General features: G+C 56.3%; 18 protein-coding genes. 7 read left to right on the top strand and 11 right to left on the bottom strand.

The features are described from left to right. Positions 1-9: 9 nt before the first annotated feature. The 3 genes from PHU01S_RS26845 (at position 10) to chrA (ending at position 3,502) form a co-directional block, all read left to right on the top strand. A complete protein-coding gene (locus PHU01S_RS26845) occupies positions 10-1,494 on the top strand; it encodes an alpha-N-arabinofuranosidase (protein WP_127505619.1) in 1,485 nt (494 codons plus the stop codon). A gap of 120 nt (positions 1,495-1,614) precedes the next feature. Next, positions 1,615-2,070, top strand: coding sequence for an Rv1443c family protein (locus PHU01S_RS01030; protein ID WP_127505617.1), 456 nt, complete (start codon positions 1,615-1,617; stop codon positions 2,068-2,070). 223 nt (positions 2,071-2,293) lie between these two features. After that, positions 2,294-3,502 carry a chromate efflux transporter gene (chrA, locus tag PHU01S_RS01025; RefSeq protein ID WP_246029109.1) on the top strand — a complete coding sequence of 403 codons (1,209 nt, stop codon included), beginning with the start codon at positions 2,294-2,296 and terminating at the stop codon, positions 3,500-3,502. A gap of 25 nt (positions 3,503-3,527) precedes the next feature. Here the strand turns inward: chrA and PHU01S_RS01020 are convergent, their stop codons facing one another. Further along, positions 3,528-4,784, bottom strand: a complete 1,257-nt coding sequence (locus tag PHU01S_RS01020; protein WP_164762941.1) for a glucuronate isomerase — start codon at positions 4,782-4,784, stop codon at positions 3,528-3,530. A gap of 183 nt (positions 4,785-4,967) precedes the next feature. On the opposite strand from PHU01S_RS01020, the gene PHU01S_RS01015 reads away from it, so the two are divergent. Both PHU01S_RS01015 and PHU01S_RS01010 read left to right on the top strand, forming a co-directional pair. Beyond that, a complete protein-coding gene (locus tag PHU01S_RS01015; RefSeq protein ID WP_048744372.1) occupies positions 4,968-5,816 on the top strand; it encodes a helix-turn-helix transcriptional regulator in 849 nt (282 codons plus the stop codon). A 141-nt stretch (positions 5,817-5,957) separates the two neighbouring features. Beyond that, the gene (locus PHU01S_RS01010) at positions 5,958-6,722 is read left to right on the top strand and encodes a YheC/YheD family protein (protein WP_164762932.1); all 765 of its coding nucleotides are present in this window, start codon (positions 5,958-5,960) and stop codon (positions 6,720-6,722) included. Positions 6,723-6,869: 147 nt separating this feature from the next. Here the strand turns inward: PHU01S_RS01010 and PHU01S_RS01005 are convergent, their stop codons facing one another. Continuing rightward, positions 6,870-7,226, bottom strand: a complete 357-nt coding sequence (locus tag PHU01S_RS01005; RefSeq protein ID WP_048744370.1) for a nucleotide excision repair endonuclease — start codon at positions 7,224-7,226, stop codon at positions 6,870-6,872. Positions 7,227-7,296: 70 nt separating this feature from the next. Continuing rightward, on the bottom strand, positions 7,297-7,701 hold the full coding sequence (locus PHU01S_RS01000; RefSeq protein WP_049867378.1) for a RidA family protein: 405 nt from the start codon (positions 7,699-7,701) through the stop codon (positions 7,297-7,299). Positions 7,702-8,083: 382 nt separating this feature from the next. Between PHU01S_RS01000 and PHU01S_RS00995 the strand changes: the two genes are divergently transcribed. Continuing rightward, positions 8,084-8,962 carry a radical SAM/SPASM domain-containing protein gene (locus PHU01S_RS00995; RefSeq protein ID WP_021877983.1) on the top strand — a complete coding sequence of 293 codons (879 nt, stop codon included), beginning with the start codon at positions 8,084-8,086 and terminating at the stop codon, positions 8,960-8,962. A gap of 104 nt (positions 8,963-9,066) precedes the next feature. Here the strand turns inward: PHU01S_RS00995 and PHU01S_RS00990 are convergent, their stop codons facing one another. From PHU01S_RS00990 to PHU01S_RS00980, 3 genes are all read right to left on the bottom strand, one after another. Next, positions 9,067-9,975 (bottom strand): cation diffusion facilitator family transporter, encoded by a 909-nt coding sequence (locus PHU01S_RS00990; RefSeq protein WP_049867379.1) that lies wholly within the window; start codon positions 9,973-9,975, stop codon positions 9,067-9,069. Positions 9,976-10,239: 264 nt separating this feature from the next. Then, a complete protein-coding gene (locus PHU01S_RS00985) occupies positions 10,240-10,773 on the bottom strand; it encodes a DinB family protein (protein ID WP_127505611.1) in 534 nt (177 codons plus the stop codon). Positions 10,774-10,865: 92 nt separating this feature from the next. Further along, positions 10,866-12,386 carry an MDR family MFS transporter gene (locus tag PHU01S_RS00980; protein WP_127505609.1) on the bottom strand — a complete coding sequence of 507 codons (1,521 nt, stop codon included), beginning with the start codon at positions 12,384-12,386 and terminating at the stop codon, positions 10,866-10,868. Between the two features lie 265 nt (positions 12,387-12,651). On the opposite strand from PHU01S_RS00980, the gene PHU01S_RS00975 reads away from it, so the two are divergent. Further along, positions 12,652-13,092, top strand: a complete 441-nt coding sequence (locus PHU01S_RS00975; protein ID WP_048744463.1) for a MarR family transcriptional regulator — start codon at positions 12,652-12,654, stop codon at positions 13,090-13,092. A gap of 114 nt (positions 13,093-13,206) precedes the next feature. Here PHU01S_RS00975 and PHU01S_RS00970 read toward each other — a convergent pair whose 3' ends face one another. From PHU01S_RS00970 to PHU01S_RS00950, 5 genes are all read right to left on the bottom strand, one after another. Further along, positions 13,207-14,559 (bottom strand): hypothetical protein, encoded by a 1,353-nt coding sequence (locus tag PHU01S_RS00970; protein ID WP_127505607.1) that lies wholly within the window; start codon positions 14,557-14,559, stop codon positions 13,207-13,209. A gap of 103 nt (positions 14,560-14,662) precedes the next feature. Continuing rightward, the gene (locus PHU01S_RS00965) at positions 14,663-15,487 is read right to left on the bottom strand and encodes an inositol monophosphatase family protein (protein WP_164762931.1); all 825 of its coding nucleotides are present in this window, start codon (positions 15,485-15,487) and stop codon (positions 14,663-14,665) included. Between the two features lie 2 nt (positions 15,488-15,489). After that, positions 15,490-16,449: a ComEC/Rec2 family competence protein gene (locus PHU01S_RS00960; protein WP_164762930.1), complete on the bottom strand. Its 960-nt coding sequence runs from the start codon at positions 16,447-16,449 to the stop codon at positions 15,490-15,492. Between the two features lie 15 nt (positions 16,450-16,464). Next, a complete protein-coding gene (locus PHU01S_RS00955; protein WP_164762929.1) occupies positions 16,465-17,565 on the bottom strand; it encodes an ABC transporter ATP-binding protein in 1,101 nt (366 codons plus the stop codon). Beyond that, entirely contained in the window at positions 17,562-19,205 is a 1,644-nt protein-coding gene (locus tag PHU01S_RS00950; RefSeq protein WP_049867385.1) for an ABC transporter permease, read from the bottom strand. The genes PHU01S_RS00955 and PHU01S_RS00950 overlap by 4 nt, the downstream gene beginning before the upstream one ends. Positions 19,206-19,263: the final 58 nt, after the last annotated feature.

Below are 19,263 nucleotides of genomic sequence, written 5' to 3'. Positions count from 1 at the left end.
AGAATCACCATGTTGAAAGCCGTCGTACATACCGATTGGACAACGGGTACGATCAACCGCAATCTATACGGGCATTTTGCCGAGCATCTCGGGCGCTGCATCTATGAAGGTCTCTGGGTCGGAGAAGACTCTCCCATCCCGAATACGGACGGAATCCGCAACGATGTTCTGGAAGCGCTGCGCAAGCTCCATATTCCGGTGCTGAGGTGGCCCGGAGGCTGCTTCGCCGACGAATACCATTGGCGGGACGGCATCGGCCCCCGCGAGTCGCGCAAGGAGATGATCAACACCCACTGGGGCGGCGTCGTCGAGAACAATCATTTCGGAACGCACGAGTTTTTCCGCCTATGCGAGCTGATCGGAGCCGAGCCTTATATATGCGGCAATGTCGGCAGCGGCACGGTACAGGAAATGTCGGAGTGGCTGGAGTACATGACGTTCGACGGCGAGTCCCCTCTCGCCAATCTGCGCAGGCAGAACGGCCGGGATAAGCCATGGAAGCTCGCCTACTTCGGCGTCGGCAACGAGAACTGGGGCTGCGGCGGCAATATGCTGCCGGAGCATTATGCCGACCTGTACCGCCAATATCAGACGTACTGCCGCCAATACGGGGACAACAAGCTGTACAAAATAGCCGGCGGAGCCAATTCCGACGACTACCGCTGGACCGAGGTGCTGATGCAGAAGGCCGCCGGACAAATGGACGGCCTCAGCCTGCATTACTACACCGTTCCGGGAACGTGGCAGGAGAAAGGCTCGGCAACGGAGTTCGGCGCCGAGGAATACGCCCGTACTCTCGTCAGGGCTTTCCATATGGATGAGCTTCTGACGCGCCACAGCACCGTCATGGACCGGTACGATCCGCAAAAGCGGGTCGGGCTCATCGTCGATGAATGGGGCGACTGGTTCGATGCGGAGCCGGGAAGCAATCCCGGCTTTCTCTTCCAGCAGAATACGATGAGGGACGCTCTCGTCGCCGCCATTCATTTTCACCTCTTCCATAAGCATTGCGACCGGGTCCGGATGGCCAATATCGCCCAGATGGTCAATGTGCTGCAGGCTGTCGTCCTGACCGAGGGCGACCGCCTGCTGCTGACGCCGACTTACCATGCGTTCCAGATATACGCCGTGCATCAGGATGCCGAAGCGCTCGCCTTGCATGGAGAGTTCGGATCGTATGCGGCAGGCCCGGACTCGGCAGCGATGCCGCAGGTCGGGGCAACGGCTTCCCGCAAAGACGGCGTTATCCATGTGAGCCTGTACAACCTCCATCCGGAGAAGCCGGCGGACATTGCGCTGGAGCTGCGCGGATCGAGCGTTCGATACGAATGCAGCGGACAGCTTCTGGCCGGCGACTCCATCCATGCCGCCAATACGTTTTCAGATCCCGGGCGGGTCGTCCTGAAGCCGCTCGACAGCATCGAACCGATTGAGTCCGGGTTTGCGGTGAAGCTGCCGCCCGCGTCAGTTGCGACGATCCGGTTCGCCATGTAAACTCGGAGCAGCGGCTCTTGAAGATGAATCGACAAAAAAGCGAGCCGCTCCAGCGGCCCGCTTTATTTTGGCTCGGCAGCATTCATCCTTGATCCGGACCAGCCAGGAGGAACCTTAACCATGATCATCTCCATGAAATCGAATCTGCCCATTTCTCCTGACGTCCTGTGGAACCATTTGAAATCCCCTCTCACCTTTCAAAAAGTCGCCTCTCCGCTCATGGGCTTCAAGCCGCTCGGCGGGGACCGGCTGCCTGAACAATGGTCGACGCGGGCATATCCACTCCGAATGGATCTGTTCAAGCTCATTCCGCTCGGCAGCCATACGATTTCGTTTCTCTCCATCGATGATCGCAGCCGGGTCCTGTCGACGGATGAATCCGGCACGATCATCAAAACATGGAGGCATACGATGGCGGTACATGCCGGATCGTCGGGAACAACAGCCGTCTTCCAAGATGAGCTTCATTTCAGCAATGGCCTTTTGACTTTGCCCACCTATATCGGCGTATATTTGTTTTTCGTCTACAGACATGCGCGCATGCGGCAGCTGATCCGCAGCGGGAGGCTGAACTAGCTCTCTGATCGTTCCGTGAAGCCGACACGGCTTCCTTCCAGCCCCCATCTCCCGCTCTCCGTTTGGCCATGCATGTTCTCGAATCGACATCTATACAAAATCTTAATCTTTTATAGAAAAGTCGAGAATCTATCCTCGGCTCGTTCATGCCATAATGGAAGAACCGATTCGTCGACATGTCAATCGCGATCGAGAATGCTATGAATCTATCGGAGTGAAACGGATGGATCCGGGTACGAACGCAGAAATGGTTCCGCTGAACAAACAGCGGGCTCTCATGGAAGTCCTTCAAGTGTCGATGAAGCTGGGTTTGACCGCTTTCGGCGGTCCGGTCGCCCATTTGGGCTATTTTCATCACGAATACATCATCAAGCGCAGGTGGATGGACGAACGAAGCTATGCCGATCTTGTCGCGCTATGCCAGCTGCTCCCCGGTCCCGCGAGCAGCCAGGTCGGCATCGGAATCGGCCTTGTCCGGGCCGGCTTGTTAGGCGGCCTCGTTGCCTGGCTCGGTTTTACGCTTCCATCCGTCATCGCGCTCTCAGGCTTCGCCCTTCTGCTGAAGGGATTCGATATTGGAGGCATGGGCTGGATCCACGGCTTGAAGATCGTAGCCGTGGCCATTGTGGCCCAGGCGATTGCAAGCATGGGACAGAAGCTGGCGCCTGACAGGATCAGGGCAACCATTGTCGTGCTCGTATCGGTCATTACGCTGATGTGGCAAGCGGCATTCAGTCAGGTTCTGCTGATCGCGGCGGCCGGTTTGGCCGGAATAGGGCTGTACGGGAAATCCGATGGTACGGATGTTCCGAGCCTGGCGGTCCCGATCAGCCGCAGATTCTCTGCCGCATGTCTGGCGCTCTTCGTCGGATTGCTTCTCTTCCTCCCCTTGCTGAGCCGGCTGTATCCGAGCGGATGGATTTCGCTGTTCGATCGTTTTTACCGCGCAGGCTCCCTCGTATTTGGAGGCGGCCATGTCGTGCTGCCTCTGTTGGAGCGGGAAGTGGTTCCGGCAGGCTTGGTAAGCCAAGCAGACTTTCTCACCGGATACGGTGCGGCGCAGGCCGTCCCGGGACCGCTGTTTACTTTCGCCGCTTACTTGGGAGCGATGGCCAAAGGCCTATCCGGAGCGGCAGTCGCTACCGCCGCGATCTTCCTGCCTGCGTTCCTGATCGTCGCCGGCGCTTTGCCGTTCTGGGATTCCCTTCGCCGAAGCCCACGGGTTCAAGGGGCGATGACCGGCATCAACGCTGCCGTAGTCGGCATTTTGCTGGCCGCATTGTACGATCCGCTGTGGACTGCCGCCATTGCCGGCCCCGCCGACTTTGCTCTCGTTTCCATTCTTTATCTCATGCTGACGTCATGGAAGCTGCCGCCTTGGATCGTGGTCATCGCCGGAGCGGCAGGAGGCCTGCTGACCGGAATCATCTGAACCTGTCAATAAGATCGCTTATAGGTCAGGCTTTGCCGAGAAAGCGCCAGAAGTTTTTATGGAACAAGTCGTTCAGATCCCTTTCGATTTCCTGCTCGGTGAGAGTCCAGCCGCTGTTTTGCAGCCGTTCGTATTTGTCGGCCATAACATTTCCGATGATCGTCCTGGAATATCCCCATTTGTAGATCAGCTGCTCAAGCACCCGGCAATCCGAATGCTGGGGGATGACGGAAGTGCCCAGCAGCTCGATCCGCATCCGGGTCATCTCCTCCACCATGGAGTCGATATGCAGGAACCACCAGCATCCGAATATCATCAGGTTTCTGAATTTGCGGGCCAGCACGGCAAGCTCATGCTGGTTTTCCCGTGCGAGCATCGTGACGAGAAACTTCTGACGGGGATATTTGCGGCATAGCGCCTCCACAGCTCCGCTGTCGGAACGCATGCTCATATCGCCGGCCGACTGAAGCTGCGGATTCACCCGTCTGCGGACGCCGATCATGAGCGCAAACGGAATGCCCTTGTCCGTGCAGACCGGGATCATCGCTTCATCGATCATCCGGCTGCGATGATCGTCGGCAGGATAGGCGAAATCGCCCGGCATGGATACGGCCAAATACAGCGCGCTCATCCGGTCCACCCATTCCGATAGGAAACGTCTGGTCTCCTCTATGGTCCGCTCCGTCCATTCCTCCTGCACGTCATAATCGAGACCGCGCAGCTGGATCACCGCATTCGGCCAATCATTGAGCAGAGCGTCTACCCGCAGGGCGGCCAGGAAGCGGTCATCCTCAGAGCCCTTTCCGGCAAGCCACACCTCCCGTTCCACCGGATCGAACGGATCGTTGGTCATGACGATCCTGCTGACGCCGGCAATCCTCATGACGATGTCCGTCTGCTCTCTCGCCGTCCGATCCGCGAAAGCTTGCCGATAGTCGTCCAGATTGCGGGAAGCGACCGGCAGGCCAAGCTGATGCAGAACGGAAACGACTCCGCTGGCGGCTTCGCTTACGGGCGAATGATCGAGGAACAGATGCTGCCAGATAAAGTCGGCCTGCTCCTTCTTGGACTTGGACCAGAATGCGTCGTAGTCTTCATCCGACCAGCGGAATGATTCCGAGATCAGGTAATGATAGATCAAGAGCTCGTCGATTCCCCATAAAAGCAAGTCTCCGAATTGAGGTGCGTATAGATGCGTATGCATATCCGTTACCGGCATCGTTCGGGCCAGCCGCATGACGGTGGCGCGCACGGAGGAAGCTTGTTGCCCGATTGAAGTCATCATCGTGGTCGCTCTCCTTCATCTTCGAAATCTCTCGCATTAAGGCCAGTGTAACATTGCAAGGTCTTGCCCGGCATGTTCTTCATTGGCTTGCTCGGCCTTTCATTTATATCTGATTGGTGTCATGAGAAGGAAGCTATGGTAAGGTAATAGGAAACTCTCCCGATAAGGAGCCGTCTAAAAATGACGCTGCGCGAGCAGTTCCAGCTTCCCATTGAAGCGCTTCATAATACTTCGCGGATACCTGCAACCTTCCATTCCCATCTGGATTACGAAATCTACTATTTCCACAGCGGCAGATGCACCTATCTGATCGGAGACAAAATCTATGATCTGGAGCCCGGCGATCTCATTCTTCTCAACGGCACGACGCTGCATTATCCGAAAGTGGATGAGCAGGTCGGCTACATTCGGACGATCATCCACTTCAATCCTTCGTTTGCCGGCCAACTGCTGCGGCCACCATTCATCCAGACCGACATTTTGAAGCCGTTCGAGGAAAGCAAGAACATGCGCCTCTCCGTGGAGCGATCCGACCGGGAAAGGCTGGAGCCGCTGCTGCAGCGTCTCTGCCTGCTCTATGCCGCCAGCGACACGCTCTCGCATGACCGGTTTCTCCTCGCCTTCACCGAGCTGCTGCTGCTCATTCGCGAGCTTTCCTCGAAGCCTCAAGCAGAAGGCTCCTTTCCCGCCTCGGCCAAGCAAGCCAGCGCGCAGCGGGTCATCTCGTATATCGAGGCGAACTTCGCGGAAGACATTACGCTGGACGGCATGGCCGCGGAGCTGCATGTGAACAAGCACTACCTGGCGAAGCTGTTCAAGGAAGTGACGGGCATCACCCCGTTCCACTATTTGTACCAACGACGTGTAAATGAAGCCAAGGTGCTGTTCGCTATGGACCGGCAAAGGCCGGTCACTGATATCGCCTACCGGGTCGGCTTCAAGCATGGATCCCATTTCAGCAAGACGTTCAAGAAATACACAGGCATGTCGCCCGATCTGTACCGGAAGGGAATCCGCCCGCAGGTTTGATTGCAATCGATTTCATCGGGATAAGTGCCTCTCCTCTACGGACTGATTCTATATTTTTTCCCCAGCTAGTTGAATGGTCCAGGTCACCCTTCTCTATCGCGAATATAGTTGGTAGGAGACAACCAACGACGGAGGGATCCTGTGCCTTTTTGGAACAACAAGTATGGCAAACATCGGATTATGATGAAGAAGGAAGAGCTAGCCAAACATTTGCCGCCTACGGCAACGGCCACGAAAGAATCCGTCCGGCGAATGGCGGAGCAGCATGGATCGGTTTATTTGAAGCCCATTCTCGGCACAGGAGGCTTCGGCATCTTCAAGCTGTCCCTGGAGAACGGAAAATTCCGGCTTCAGAACGGCACTCGAAGCCGTCTATTCGGGCAGTACGAAAAAGCTTATGCCGCATTCGTTTCCTCGTCGCAAAAAAAACGGTATCTGGTTCAGAAAAGCATCCCGCTTATGCGCATCAAAGGAAGGCCTTTCGACCTTCGAATCATGGTGCAGCGCAATTCCCGGCATGAATGGGAAGTAACGGGAACGGTCGCAAGGCTTGCCCTCCCCCGCAAAATCGTGACCAACTATCATAGCGGAGGCAAGCCGATGCCGCTGTGGGATCTGCTCGGTTCCCATGTGCCGAAGGCGGACCGTCCCGGTTACGAGAAGCGTCTGAACCGGCTTGCACTGCAGGCAAGCAGCCATGTGGGCGCCTACTTCCCGCGTTTCCGCGCCTATGGAGTCGATGTCGGCATCGACGAGAAGCTGCGTCCCTGGATCATTGAAGTGAATTCCAAGCCGGACAAATCCATCTTCAACGCGCTGCCGGACAAACAAATGTACCGAAAAATACTGCGTTACGGCCGCCTGCCAGGAACGGCACGAAAACAAGGTTCCACGACGAAGAAATGACCAAGAGCACTAACCAAGAGCACTAACCAAGAGCCTATCAGGCATGCCTTTTCGGCTTCCGCCGCCGGCATAAGGAACAACGTAAAGCCCCCGCATAAGATACGATTGTATCTTGCACGGGGGCTTCGTGTTGATTCGTTGGGTGGATCAGTTGTAGAACTGCTTGTCCACATTGTATTTCGACTTGAACTTATTGACGATATAGGTTTCGTAAATGTCCCGGTCGACCGCGTCCTCTACGACGCAGACCGCGATTTTGGCCACTTCGTCGCGATGCTTCTTCATAGGCGATACAGAGTCCTCGAAATGCTTCTTGATTCTAGGCCGCAGCTTCCGCGCCTTGCCGACGAACAGCAGCTCGTCCTTGGCGTTGTAGAACATGAAGATGCCGCCTTTTTCTCTCGTAATCAGGTGGAAATCCGTAAACCCGAAAATATGGCTCTGGTCGGGATTGCTCTGTTTGGTAATGGTGACTTCCGGTGTCGGAATGGTGATGCTTATCAAGGCTGTTCACGTCCTTTTTCCTATCGATCAGAAGAATTATACCATGGATGAAGAAGGAATTCCTTAACGGTCAGCTGCCGGCGGCAATGGCTTCGATCTCGATCATCAGCTCTTCCCGGATCAGCCGGCGGACTTCCACGGCAGAGCTTGCCGGGGGCTGAGTCGTGTCGATGAATTGATCCCGAATCTCTCGGACGACCGGCATGCCGGAAATATCGGTCATGAAGAAGGTCAATTTCACGACATCCCGGAAGGTCATGCCGACGGCCTCAAGCGCAGCGGCGATATTTTCAAACACCTGTCTCGTCTGGGCGGCAAGGTCCCCATCTCCAATCAGCTGCCCTTGTTCTCCGAATGCCACTTGCCCCGAGACGTACACGGTTCTGCGGGAAGTCGTCTCTACGACATGCGTATAACCGAAAGTAGGAGCCAGCTTGTCCGGATTCACGAAACGGGCAGGATGTTGTTCATTCATCGGTAAGCACCTCTCTTTTTTTGACGCTGCTCGGCCCGACTGCCGATACAGCCCTAGAGCCTTGTCGTAGTCGGCGCGATGTGACCTGCAACGGCATCGGTCATCGGAAGGCTCGTACAGCCGTATAGTCCGGCTATTCATAGCAAGTCCATGTTCTCCTTTTCAAGGCTAGGCGTGGCCTGTTTGGGAGTTGGTCCAACAGCAATATATTCTCCTTCGGTCTCCACACCCCCTTCCTGACGGCCTTCTTTTCTCCGTCCGGCTCAGCGGCAGCCAGAATTATAGATTAAGATGATTATAGAGAATGAAGATGCTATGATAGATTCATATCTGTCCTGAAATCATCAACTTGCATCCGCATAGAGAGAATTGAGGATCCGTCTTGAAGAAATTCAAAAAATTCTATATTGAAATTACGAGCGTATGCAACCTCGCGTGCACGTTCTGCCCTCCGACCAAGAGGGAGGCCAGCTTCATCAAGGTCGATGACTTTGTCAAGAGACTGGACGAAATCAAGCCTCATACCGACTATATCTATCTTCATGTGAAGGGAGAGCCGCTGCTTCATCCCAAAATCGATCAGCTGCTGGATCTCAGCCATGAGCGCGGCTTCAAGGTGAATATTACGACCAACGGAACGTTGATCATGAAAAATAAAGCCAAGCTGCTGAACAAGCCTGCGCTTCGCCAGATGAATTTTTCCCTGCACAGCTTCGACGGCCATATCGGCTCTACCAACAAAGAAGCGTATGTATCAACGATCCTGTCGTTCATCAAGGAGGCTCTGGAGTCGACGGACATTCTATTCTCGCTCCGGCTCTGGAATCTGCGTACGGACAACGCGACCAACCAGGAAATCAAGCGCAACCGCCAGGTGCTCGAGATCATTGAGCGGGAGTTCAATCTGGATTATCAGATCGAAGAGAAGTTCCAGCGCGGCTCGGGACTCAAAATCGCCGAACGGCTCTATCTGAACCAGGACCACGAATTCGAATGGCCGGATCTGGACGCCGAAGAGGACGACGGCAAAGGATTTTGCCATGGCCTCCGCAACCAAGCCGCCATTCTCGCCAATGGAACGGTCGTTCCATGCTGCCTGGACGGCGAAGGAATCATCAACCTGGGCAACATCAACCAGAAGCCGTTCGCCGAGATTATCGAGGGCGACCGCGCGAACAAGCTGTACGACGGGTTTTCCCGCCGCGAAGCCGTCGAGGAATTATGCCGAAAATGCGGCTACCGCAAGCGGTTCGGCACCTGACTGCGATAACGTCTTCCCGGTACGGCAGCCGGCTCAAAGCGCTGCCGGAAAAAAGCTCACTCCCGAATGTCCGCCTCAGGCGGTCCACGCAGGAGCGAGCTTTTTTAGGTCTCTCGAATTTGTTTCGGCTTGGAGGGCCGGGTCGGCTCGTAATGAACATGAACCTCGTACACATCCTCGGTACGGATCAACTCCTCCTCCACTTCCGTCGCGATATCATGCGCCGTCTGAAAATCGGAATCGGCGGCTACAAGAATGACAATGTCGACAACCGCGTTGTTTCCGTAATTTCTCGCGCGGATGCTCTTGACTCCGCGGACGCCGGCAACGTTCAGCACGATTTCCTTGAACGATCGAATACGGGTTTCATCGAAGCCGTCGGATAGATGATGCGACGCTTCGCGGAATATGTCCCAGGCCGTCTTGCAGATGATGAATCCGACCAGAACGGCGGTCAGCGGGTCGAGCCATGGCAGATGAAACTGGGAGCCGATAATGCCGATGACGGTGCCGATGCTGACAAAGGCATCGGAGATATTGTCCTTCGCGGCCGCCATGACGGCTTGGCTGTTGATCTTCGCCGCCAATTTTTTGTTGTGCCGGTACACGAAGTACATGACGGCGGCACTGGCCAGACCCGTCCATGCGGCAATCAGATCCGGAGATTGCTCCTTGCCTTCGAACATGGACATGACGGCTTCGTAGAGCACCTGCAAGCCTACCGCCATCATGATGAACGACGCGACCAGGGAAGCGATCGTCTCCGACTTCCAGTGTCCGTACGGATGATCCTCGTCGGCAGGCCTTTGAGCGAGTCTCAGTCCGATCCATACGGCGATCGAGGCGACGATGTCGGTCGCATTGTTCAATCCGTCCGCGCGCAGCGCTTCCGAATTCGATGCATACCCTATGATCAGCTTGAGCGCCGACAGGCAGATATAGGCGAGAATGCTTATGACCGCCCCGCGCTCTCCCAATTTTAGATTATCGTATCTCTTTTGCTGCTCTTCCATCTGTAGGTCTGACTCCCCTCGACTCCCTCTTCCAATCAACCTGGTTATGGTAACAAGAAAGGAGCGAGTGGGTCTAGAGAAACGTTTTTTCTTGGCGCTCAATTAATTTAGGCATGTAAATAATGTTTCTTTCACGCCACTCTTTAGGACAGGTTCAATTGTTCGCAGCAAAAGAATGGAAACTAAAAAAGCCGCTTCGGAAAGCGGCATAATAATGGATGACTTTTTTGATCTTCTGCAGCAGGAGGAGTTCATAGTAAGGAATTAATGGTATTGCCCGGCAATAGGCTCCGGGATATCCTTGTGCAGCTTGGAGAGGAGCACGATCTGGCCTGCATGATACCCGTAATGGGCGGCCACCTGGATCAGCAACCGGCCGATCTCTCTCGTCTCGAAGGCCGTCTCCGCGTCCGCTTGAACCTTCAGCATCCGGTTCCAGTCTTCCAGCCGGTAGACAATCCGGACTTCCCTGCCGAGATCGCTCCCGGTCAAAGAGGACAGAATTATCGTCGACTCGGCTCTCGTTTCCACCAGCAGGCTGCCCAGCTCTTTTTTCGTCCTGCCGCCCTCGGCAGTGAATTCCTTGGAGCGCTCCCGGATGAAAGGCTTGCCGCCGATGGAGCTGGCGATGCTCTGATATTCGTTTCCGGCCAGATGCAGGCAGAGGTTGCCGATGCTGTTCGTCGAAGACTTCAGCCGCTGCCATATCTGCTCCTCGTCGAGATGGTTCAGGCTTTTCAGGATGCGCTGCAGCTGTTTGTCCATATCCTCGAGCGTGTACTTGATCCATTCCAGCATGAAGACTCCCACCTCCCGCCTATCTCTTCCCAGTTTACCCGGAAGAACCCCATTCGCCCAGCCCCATCGGCGTTATGGCCGCCATGGCCTGCTCAGTGGGCTGCCGTATATTCTTCTTCGGCTGCCGGATCGAACCGTTCCCTGCCCATGGCGAATGCGGCGGCAAGAGCGATGACGGCCGGAATGATCGCCCAGGCGAATGTGTGCGAGAGCGAGGAGGAGAGCGCATCCGTAATTTTGTCCAAAATATCGGATGGGATTTTGTCCCTCGTATCCGGAGTCAGGATGCTGCTGGGATCGCTCAGATCCACGCTGTCCGACGTTCCGCCCGGGCCGCCGAAGGAAGCGGACAGCTTGTTCAGGAACAAATGGCTCTGGACGATGCCGAACACGGTAATTCCAAGCGTCATCCCAAGCTCCCTACTGAAGCTGAGCGTCGAGCTGGCCGATCCCCTTTGCTTGGCTGCGAACCCATGGATCGCCGCATTGCTGAGGACGGAGAACGAAGAGCCGATGCCAAGACCGACCAGAATCATGAGCAGGGTGACGACGATTCGGGAAGTATCGGATGCGAGCCCAGCGAGCAGCGCAATGCCGGCGGCCAGCAGCGTCAGTGTCGAAATCATAATCGAGCGGTAGGTGAACTTGGCCAGCAGGAAGCCTCCTCCAGCCGCGGTTACGACGGAACCGACCATCATCGGCAGCAGCACCAGTCCGGAGTTCGTGGCCGAGCCGCCGAATACGCCTTGAATGAACACGGGGATGTACACCGATGCCGTGATAAATGCGGCGCCGCTGAAGACGGCCATGATAGTGCTCGTGGAATAGAGGCGGTTCCTGAACATGCCGAACGTAATGATCGGTTCCTCGGCCCGCTTCTCGATAAAGACGAAACCGATGATGAGAACGGCAAAGGCGAGGAACAGGCCGAGAATCATGCCGGAATTCCAGGCGTACTCCTTGCCGCCGAGCTCAAGCGCGAACATCAGGCAGAGAATGGAGGCGACCAGCGTGAAGGCGCCGAAGTAGTCGATCCTTTGCCTGGCGTGCTCGACGGACTCCTTGTAGAAAAACACGATCATGAAGAAAGCGATGATTCCGACGGGCAAATTGATGTAGAAAATCCAGGTCCAGTTGATGCAGTCCGTGATGTAGGCGCCGATCAGCGGACCGAATATGCTGGAGATGCCGTATGCAGCGCCGAACAGGCCTCCGATCTTCCCTCTTTTCTCCGGCGCGACTACGTCGAACATGATCGTGAAGGCGATCGGCACGAGCGCGCCGCCGCCGATTCCCTGGATCGCCCTGTAGATGCTCAGCTGCACGATCGTCTCCGCCGTGCCGCATAGGGCCGAGCCGATCATGAAAACGATGAGGCCGAAAATGAAAAATCGTTTGCGGCCGTACATATCCGACAGCTTGCCGAAGATCGGCATGCCGGCCATCTCTGCGACCATATAGGCGGATGTGACCCACATCAGCTTGTCGAAGCCGCCCAGATCGCCTACGATCGTTCCGATCGCCGTCGCGACGATGGTGTTGTCCATTGATGCCATAAGCGTGGCCAGCAGCAGGGCTGCGATGATTACGCCGACTTTGTTAGGTTTTGCCATGGCTTCTCTTCCTCTCGTCGATTTCTTGCAGTTCCATCTTCCCCAATTCCATCGTTAGCGGCAGGCTCCCCGCTTCCCATCTCGGCCATTCCGGATTTCTTTGCAATTGAATCGCGTTTTGGTACAATTAATCTAAATTCATCAAGTATCTCGTCTGACTAATATCTTGGTAATCGAGATATATGTATAGTAAAAGGAGGGTTCCCTTTTGTCAAGCGAACGAAATGACCAGCCGACCGCGGAGCAGGAGCAATTCACCCTGCGGATGCGGAGCCTTGGCACCCGTACCGTCCTTTACCAGCAATATGTCGCCTCTTCTCTAGGGCTGTACAATAACGATTATCTTTCCATCGACATTCTCCACGAAAAAGGCCCGATCACCGCAGGCGAGCTGTCCAAGCTCACCGGTCTTGCGACGGGCAGCGTCACCGCGCTGATCGATCGGCTCGAGAAAAACGGATTCGTGCGCAGGCAGACCGATCCGAAGGACCGCCGCAAGGTGATCATCGTTCCCCAATATGAGGATAAGGAAGAAGTCAGCGAGACGTACGATCCGCTGCATGCGAAGATGGTCGAGCTGGCTGCTTCCTATACGGCGGAAGAGCTCAAGCTCATTACAGAGTTCCTGGGCAAGGCGAGCGACGTGATCGAGGAGCAGATCTATTCCCTCAGTGCGGCACCCAAGAGCAAATCCTTGCCGAAGTGACCAAACAAAAAAAACCGCGGATATCCGCGGTTTTTTCGTTTCTTCGCTAGGGAGTTGCCCATGAAGAGAATTGCGTTCATGCCGGATCAAGCGTGCAGCCTGCCTTCAGGCCGGTTAGTTGACCGCCCAGATGGTTGCCGTCACTCTGGCTTCGCCGCTGCTGGTTAGAGCATCGGACCAGGTGACGACCTGGCCCGGCTGAGGAGAGGCCGTCAGCGAGCCCATCGCATCGTCGCCGCTCGTTCCGTCGGAATCATTGATCTCGATGGAAATGGCGCTGCCGGCAGGAACATTGACGTAGCGGTCGTTATAGGCCGAGCTGTATTGATTCGGGAAGGCAGCGTCCACGGTTCCCCATGCAACGGAGAAGGATTGGCCAATCGGCGCATCGTTCTTCTTCCATAGCCTGTCGTCGGAAACCCCGCTTCCGTTGGCGCGGATTTTGACATAGATGTCGCTGCTTCCTCCGAATGGATCCCGGTTCGCCAGGCTGGTCATTTTTTGGACTTGAATGCGATGGGAATAATACGGATGGCGTACATATACATGCGAGAAGTTGCCAAGCCCGTTCAAATGCGTATCCACCATATGAGCGGGATCGCTGAGAAAATCGCCGGCAAATGTCGGGCCGTCGTCAAGATCGTCCCAAACCCAAGGCATGGCGGCGGAGTCAGGCTGATAATTGTCGCCGTCGAGCTTGCCCCAGCTGCCGAAGGTGCGGCCGTCTCCAATGTCATAGCGGCGGTTCCAGAAGTCGTCGAAGGAAAGCAAGTCGTAGCTGTAACGTTTCGTATAGCTTCCCGAAGCGTCCGTGACGACATCGGCACGGGCTCCGTAGTAATAGACGATGCCGTCTCCGCCAGGTGCTCCGGTGCCGTCGTAAGCGTGGTTGCCGTGTCCCCCGATCGGACTTTGGCCGTTGGATTGAATGAATACCTTCGCATGGGAGCCGTTGAACAGGACGCCACCGTCCAGATTGTCGGATCCGCTTGTCAGAGGCAGATTGCTGTATTGATACATCTGGTTGTGCGCCACCGTCTCCATGAGCTGGAAGGAGCCATACGCGCTTCCGTCCTTGCGCACGACAACCATCAGGCCCTCGAGGTCGTTTTCGTGCTTGTCCAGGCTCAAGGGGCCGTCGTCGCGGGCATGGTAGTCGTAATACCCGATGAAGTAATGGCTCTCCGTCTCGACGACCGAGTAATAGATGTACGATTTCAAAGGAAAGCGATCGATATTTTCCCAGTTGTTGTTGCCGACCCAATCGCCGTCATAATTGAAATTCGTCACATAATCGGCCCGGTACCCATAGGTGTCGTTGACGTCCTGGTAGAACTCCGGCGCCCAGTAAGCGGCGAGCTCCCGTTCCGAAGCCGCATGAGCGTGGCCCGGATTTCCAAGTCCCGCCATCGACAAGGAAATGACGCTTGCCAACACCAATCCCAACCATTTGCGAAGCTGCTTCATCCCTACTACCTCCTGATTTGTATTGCTGTCTGACATCTTGATGTCAGACAGCTTATTCATCATAAAGGCCGTTTGTAACGTTTGCGTCATCGGCTTCTCAAGCTTATGTAAACAGCAGAGAAAGCAGCGAAGGCTGCAGATTCGGATTGGAGGCGACCAGCCTCTTGTGCTGCAGAGCAAAGGGCTCGCCCCGGTCATTGGTTACGACACCCCCTGATTCCTGCACGATCAGCAGTCCTGCCGCCACATCCCAAGGGTAAAGCCCGTCATGCCAAAATCCCGACAGCCGGCCGCTTGCAATATGGCATAAATCCAGGCTGGCAGCCCCCAATATCCTCACGCTTCGCGAAACGCCCGCGACACGCGCGACCTGGGAAGCCGCGACGGAATCCTGCCTCCAATCCGAAGCCTGGAATCCTGTGGCAAGCAGCGAGCAGGCTATATCCCCTTCCGAATCGGCTTGAAGCCGGATTCCGTTGAGAAAAGCCCCTCTTCCCTTTGTAGCCTGGAACAGCTCGCCTGTTGCCGGGTTGTACACGACTCCGTGAAGGGGAATTCCGTCCTTCACGATACCGATGGAGACAGCGAAATGCGGAATGCCGTGCACAAAATTGACGGTTCCGTCGATCGGATCGACGATCCACCCGCAACCCGGAGGGGGAGCGCCGATAAAGCCGAAACAATCCCCGGAACCGTCCTGCTCCTCGGATAGAATCCAATGGTCCGGATAATCGAGGCCGATCCTTTTCCGAATAAGGGCCTCGCTCAGCAGGTCGACTTCCGTCACCAGATCGCTCCGGTTGACCTTGTCTCCGAGCGTATAAGGTTCTTTCATCCGCCGCACAATCTGCTCTCCGGCTTCTCTCGCATACGCAATCGCTGATGCCAGCAGCTGCTCCTCATGCTCCCGATCGTACCTTGCGTTCATCGTCATCCTCCAATCCACGCTTCGATGGATCCGGAGATCAATCTCTTCTTCTCCATAGGCGCTGACGCGCCTGTAAGGTGATAGGCGGTTCCGCGCGGGGAGCACAGCTCGCTCCAGCGTTCCTCCATCGGCTGCGAGCGGTCGATGGAGATAGGAATGACGGCATGCGCGGGAGCCGCAGCCGACAACAGCTGGCCATTGAAAGCATCGTCCAGGCCATGATGAGGAGCTTTAAGCACGCAGCAGCTCAAATCGGTCCGCTCGGAGAGGCGTTCCCAGCCGGCTGCCAGCAGATCCCCTCCGAACAGGATGCCTTCCCCCTCTGCGCCGGCTTCTTCCAGCCGGTAGACGGAGCTGTCGTCGTTGGAGCGGTCAAAAAAGCCTTCCAGCTGCGCGAGCCATTCTTCCGATGCAAGCTTCCCACCGCGAGCGGCTTCTCTGAGAACTTCCAAGCCTGGAAGGGGATCTGCCGCCCAGGGATACAAATGATCCAGCCGATAAGGACCTTCCTCCCATATCGTCGAGCCGCCTGCGGACCCGTATTCGGATCTCCACCGGATCGCCGTCCCCTGCTCTCTCAGCAGCCGGATCAGCTCCCTGTAAGCGGCCAGGATGACGAGGACCCGGGATTGTGGCGAGCTCAGTTCCAAGCCCGCTGCCTCCGACTCCGGCGCTTCCATGTCCATCACGGGAATTTCGTAAGGAAGGACGGCTTGGACGACTGGAAGGCTCCGGGCGACATCCAGCAGGCCGTTCAGATGGTCTTCGTGAAGATGCGTCAGGATCATCCAATCCAGTCGTTCGAAGCCCTCCCTTTTCAACCAGGAGAGCGGATGATCACGGTGGGAGGCGAGAAGGCCGTCTCCACCGTCTATCAAGGTCACATTCCCCGACGGGGCGTGGATCAGGTGGGCGTCTCCCCACCCGACGTTCAGGAAATGAACGGCAGCATGCAATGGCAAACTAATTCCTCCTCTTTACTCTTTCCTTCCGCTGCCAGGGAGAACATGGATCCGCTCCGGATCCAGCCGCAAGGTGACGCTGCCCTGCAGAAAGCCGCGCGCACTCGGATCGGCATCATCGACCAGGAAGGTGGCCGAGCCGCAGCGGACCTCATACCGGATCATCCGGCCGAGGAAGCTGCTGCTCTGGATTTCGCCGCTCCAGCAAGGAACGGCTTCAATACCGCCTTCCCCGTCGGCGCCGATCGAGATGCATTCCGGACGCAACACCATCGCGATCTCTTCGCCGACGACATAGTGCCGGCCATGGGAAGGGATTCGGATCACCGAGGGCTCGCAGCGGACGATCAGATCGCCGCCTTTTATCTCCGCTATTTGCCCTCGAATGAAATTGGCCGTACCGACAAACGAAGCGACGAACGCATCGTTGGGCTTGAAATAGATTTCCCATGGAGTTCCGGCCTGGCGGATGCTTCCTTGCTCGAATACGGCGATCCGGTCCGACATCGACAGAGCCTCGTCCTGGTCATGAGTGACGAATACGGCCGTAATGCCGGTCCGGCGCTGAAGCTCGCGCAGCTCTTGCCGGACTTCGACCCTCATCTTGGCGTCCAGATTGCTGAGCGGCTCGTCCATCATTAGAATCTTCTGTCCGGTTACGAGCGCGCGCGCAAAGGCGACCCGCTGCCGCTGGCCGCCGCTCAGCTCTTTGGGCAAGCGGCTTCCCAGGCCATCCAGCCCGAACATGCCGAGCATATCGTCCACTTTGCGCCGGCTTTCGTTGCGGGATGCCTTTTGAAGCTTCAAGCCGTAAGCGATATTCTCTTCCACGGTCATATGGGGAAAGAGCGCGTAATCCTGAAAGACGAGCGGAGTTTGGCGCTTGAAAGCAGGAAGTCCGTTTACCGGCCGGCCATCGATCCGGATAATGCCGCTGTCCGGCTCGTTGAATCCGGCTATGAGCCTCATAAGGGTCGTTTTGCCGCAGCCGCTCGGCCCGAGCAGCGTCGTGAAGCTGCCTGCCGGAATATCAAGGCTTACGTTGCGGATAGCGGCGAACGAGCCGAATGATTTGGATACATGTTCAATTTGAATATGGGCTTGAGATGGATTCATCGTTTCCTCCGATCCTGGGTGAACGGGATAAGCCGCGACAGGGCAAGCACGGCGAAGGCTATCGAAATGAGGACGACAGTGAATGCCGAGGCTCCACCCCATGCTCCGCTTTGAACGAGACCGAGTATGGATACCGTGCCGACCGAAGTATGGGCGGAATAGAGGAAGATAATGACGCTCAGGCAAGTGACGGACCGGAGAAACGATACCGAGATTCCGGACAGGAACGGTCCCTTGAGCAGCGGAAGCAGAATGCCGAGCAGCGTGCGGAAGCTCCCCGCTCCGAGGTTGTGCGAAGCGTCCTCCAGCGAACGGCCGATCTGCTGGAACCCGGCAGAGCAAGCGCTGTAGCAGGTCGGCAAATTCCAGAACATCAAGGCCAGAATCATGATGGCGGATGTTCCGCTGAGCTGGATCGGTGGCTGATTGAAGGTCAGCGCGAAGCCAAGGCCGAGGAAGACGCCGGGGACGGCGCCGGGAAGGATGGCCAGGAAGTCGAGCAGCCGGTTGATGCCGATCCGCTTGCGGTGGACGATGTAAGCAAGAATCAAGCCCAGCACCGCGGCCCCTATCGAAGACAGCAGCGCATAGCGGATGCTGTTGTACAGCTCCTGCTGTTTTGCCGTGACGTAGTTCAGATTGTCCAAGGTGAAGCTCCAGTCGTAGCCCCAGGTTTTCGTGAAAGCGCCATAAACCAGCACCCCATATACGGCAAGGATGAATAAGGAGATCGACAGACAGCATGCGAACAGGGTCCACTTGACCCCTGGAGCGGCCGGGTAGGCTTGAAGGCTGGATTCTCTGCCGGTTACGGTGATGTAGGAGCTTCTTCCGACCCATAGCCGGTTGACCAGGAACAGGCCGAGAGCAGGCAGCAGCAGAGCCGTCGACAGCACGGCGGCCGAGGAGAGGTCGAACCAGCCGGACATCTGCATGTAGGCCTCGGTAGGAAGCAGCGTGAAGTTGCCCCCGATGATCATCGGATTTCCGAAGTCGGCCAATACGTTCATCGCTGTGATCAATGCTCCTCCGGCGATGCCGGGCCTGCACAGCGGCAGAAAGACATGCCTGAACGCCTGCCATCTCGTCGCGCCGAGATTATGCGCGGCATACTCCAGATGGACGGCGGACGATTGCAGCACGCCATAGATGACGGCATAGGCGTAAGGGAAAAAAGTAATCGTCTGGACGAGCCAAAGCCCGTGCCACCCGTATATATCCACATTGAAGTGAAGCAGCTGCTTGGTGACCAGTCCTTGCCTGCCGAAGAGCAGAATATAGGACAAAGCCACGATAAAGGGCGGAGAAACGATAGGAAGCAGCGTCACGAATCGAAAAAGCCCTTTGAGCGGCACATCCAGCCGGGCAACCGTAAAGGCGAACAAAAAAGCGATCGCCGTGCAGGAGAACGTGGACAACACGGTCATCATCAGACTGTTGAGGGCCGCCTGCAGCCATCTGGAGTTGGTGAACAGCTGGGCATAGTCCGCTGGATGCGGATAGCTGACCACCTTGGCAATCGGCCAAAGCACAAAAAAACCGGTAATGAGCAGGGCGGCTGCGAGGACCGCCGCCAGAATGGGCTCCTGTTTTACTTTTTTGACTTGCTTCCATGCGTCCGATAACGCTGATGCTGACATTTAGGTTCACTCCGTTCCAGGACATTGCGGAAAAAGAGACGGGAACGCTCCGCTCGCC

The organism is Paenibacillus humicus NBRC 102415, assembly GCF_004000905.1.
Classification (GTDB): domain Bacteria; phylum Bacillota; class Bacilli; order Paenibacillales; family Paenibacillaceae; genus Paenibacillus_O; species Paenibacillus_O humicus.
Note: the sequence above shows the minus strand (reverse complement) of the source record. Positions and strands in the feature narration are given on the sequence as shown.

Excerpts from the sequence above, each read along its gene's own strand:
- PHU01S_RS26845 (WP_127505619.1), top strand. The coding sequence starts at position 10 with ATGTTGAAAGCCGTCGTACATACCGATTGGACAACGGGTACGATCAAC.
- PHU01S_RS00970 (WP_127505607.1), bottom strand. The coding sequence starts at position 14,559 with ATGAAGCAGCTTCGCAAATGGTTGGGATTGGTGTTGGCAAGCGTCATT.
- PHU01S_RS01015 (WP_048744372.1), top strand. The coding sequence starts at position 4,968 with ATGACGCTGCGCGAGCAGTTCCAGCTTCCCATTGAAGCGCTTCATAAT.
- PHU01S_RS00955 (WP_164762929.1), bottom strand. The coding sequence starts at position 17,565 with ATGAATCCATCTCAAGCCCATATTCAAATTGAACATGTATCCAAATCA.
- PHU01S_RS01030 (WP_127505617.1), top strand. The coding sequence starts at position 1,615 with ATGATCATCTCCATGAAATCGAATCTGCCCATTTCTCCTGACGTCCTG.
- PHU01S_RS00985 (WP_127505611.1), bottom strand. The coding sequence starts at position 10,773 with ATGCTGGAATGGATCAAGTACACGCTCGAGGATATGGACAAACAGCTG.
- PHU01S_RS00975 (WP_048744463.1), top strand. The coding sequence starts at position 12,652 with ATGCGGAGCCTTGGCACCCGTACCGTCCTTTACCAGCAATATGTCGCC.
- PHU01S_RS00990 (WP_049867379.1), bottom strand. The coding sequence starts at position 9,975 with ATGGAAGAGCAGCAAAAGAGATACGATAATCTAAAATTGGGAGAGCGC.
- chrA (WP_246029109.1), top strand. The coding sequence starts at position 2,294 with ATGGATCCGGGTACGAACGCAGAAATGGTTCCGCTGAACAAACAGCGG.
- PHU01S_RS00965 (WP_164762931.1), bottom strand. The coding sequence starts at position 15,487 with ATGAACGCAAGGTACGATCGGGAGCATGAGGAGCAGCTGCTGGCATCA.
- PHU01S_RS00950 (WP_049867385.1), bottom strand. The coding sequence starts at position 19,205 with ATGTCAGCATCAGCGTTATCGGACGCATGGAAGCAAGTCAAAAAAGTA.
- PHU01S_RS01000 (WP_049867378.1), bottom strand. The coding sequence starts at position 7,701 with ATGAATGAACAACATCCTGCCCGTTTCGTGAATCCGGACAAGCTGGCT.
- PHU01S_RS00980 (WP_127505609.1), bottom strand. The coding sequence starts at position 12,386 with ATGGCAAAACCTAACAAAGTCGGCGTAATCATCGCAGCCCTGCTGCTG.
- PHU01S_RS01020 (WP_164762941.1), bottom strand. The coding sequence starts at position 4,784 with ATGACTTCAATCGGGCAACAAGCTTCCTCCGTGCGCGCCACCGTCATG.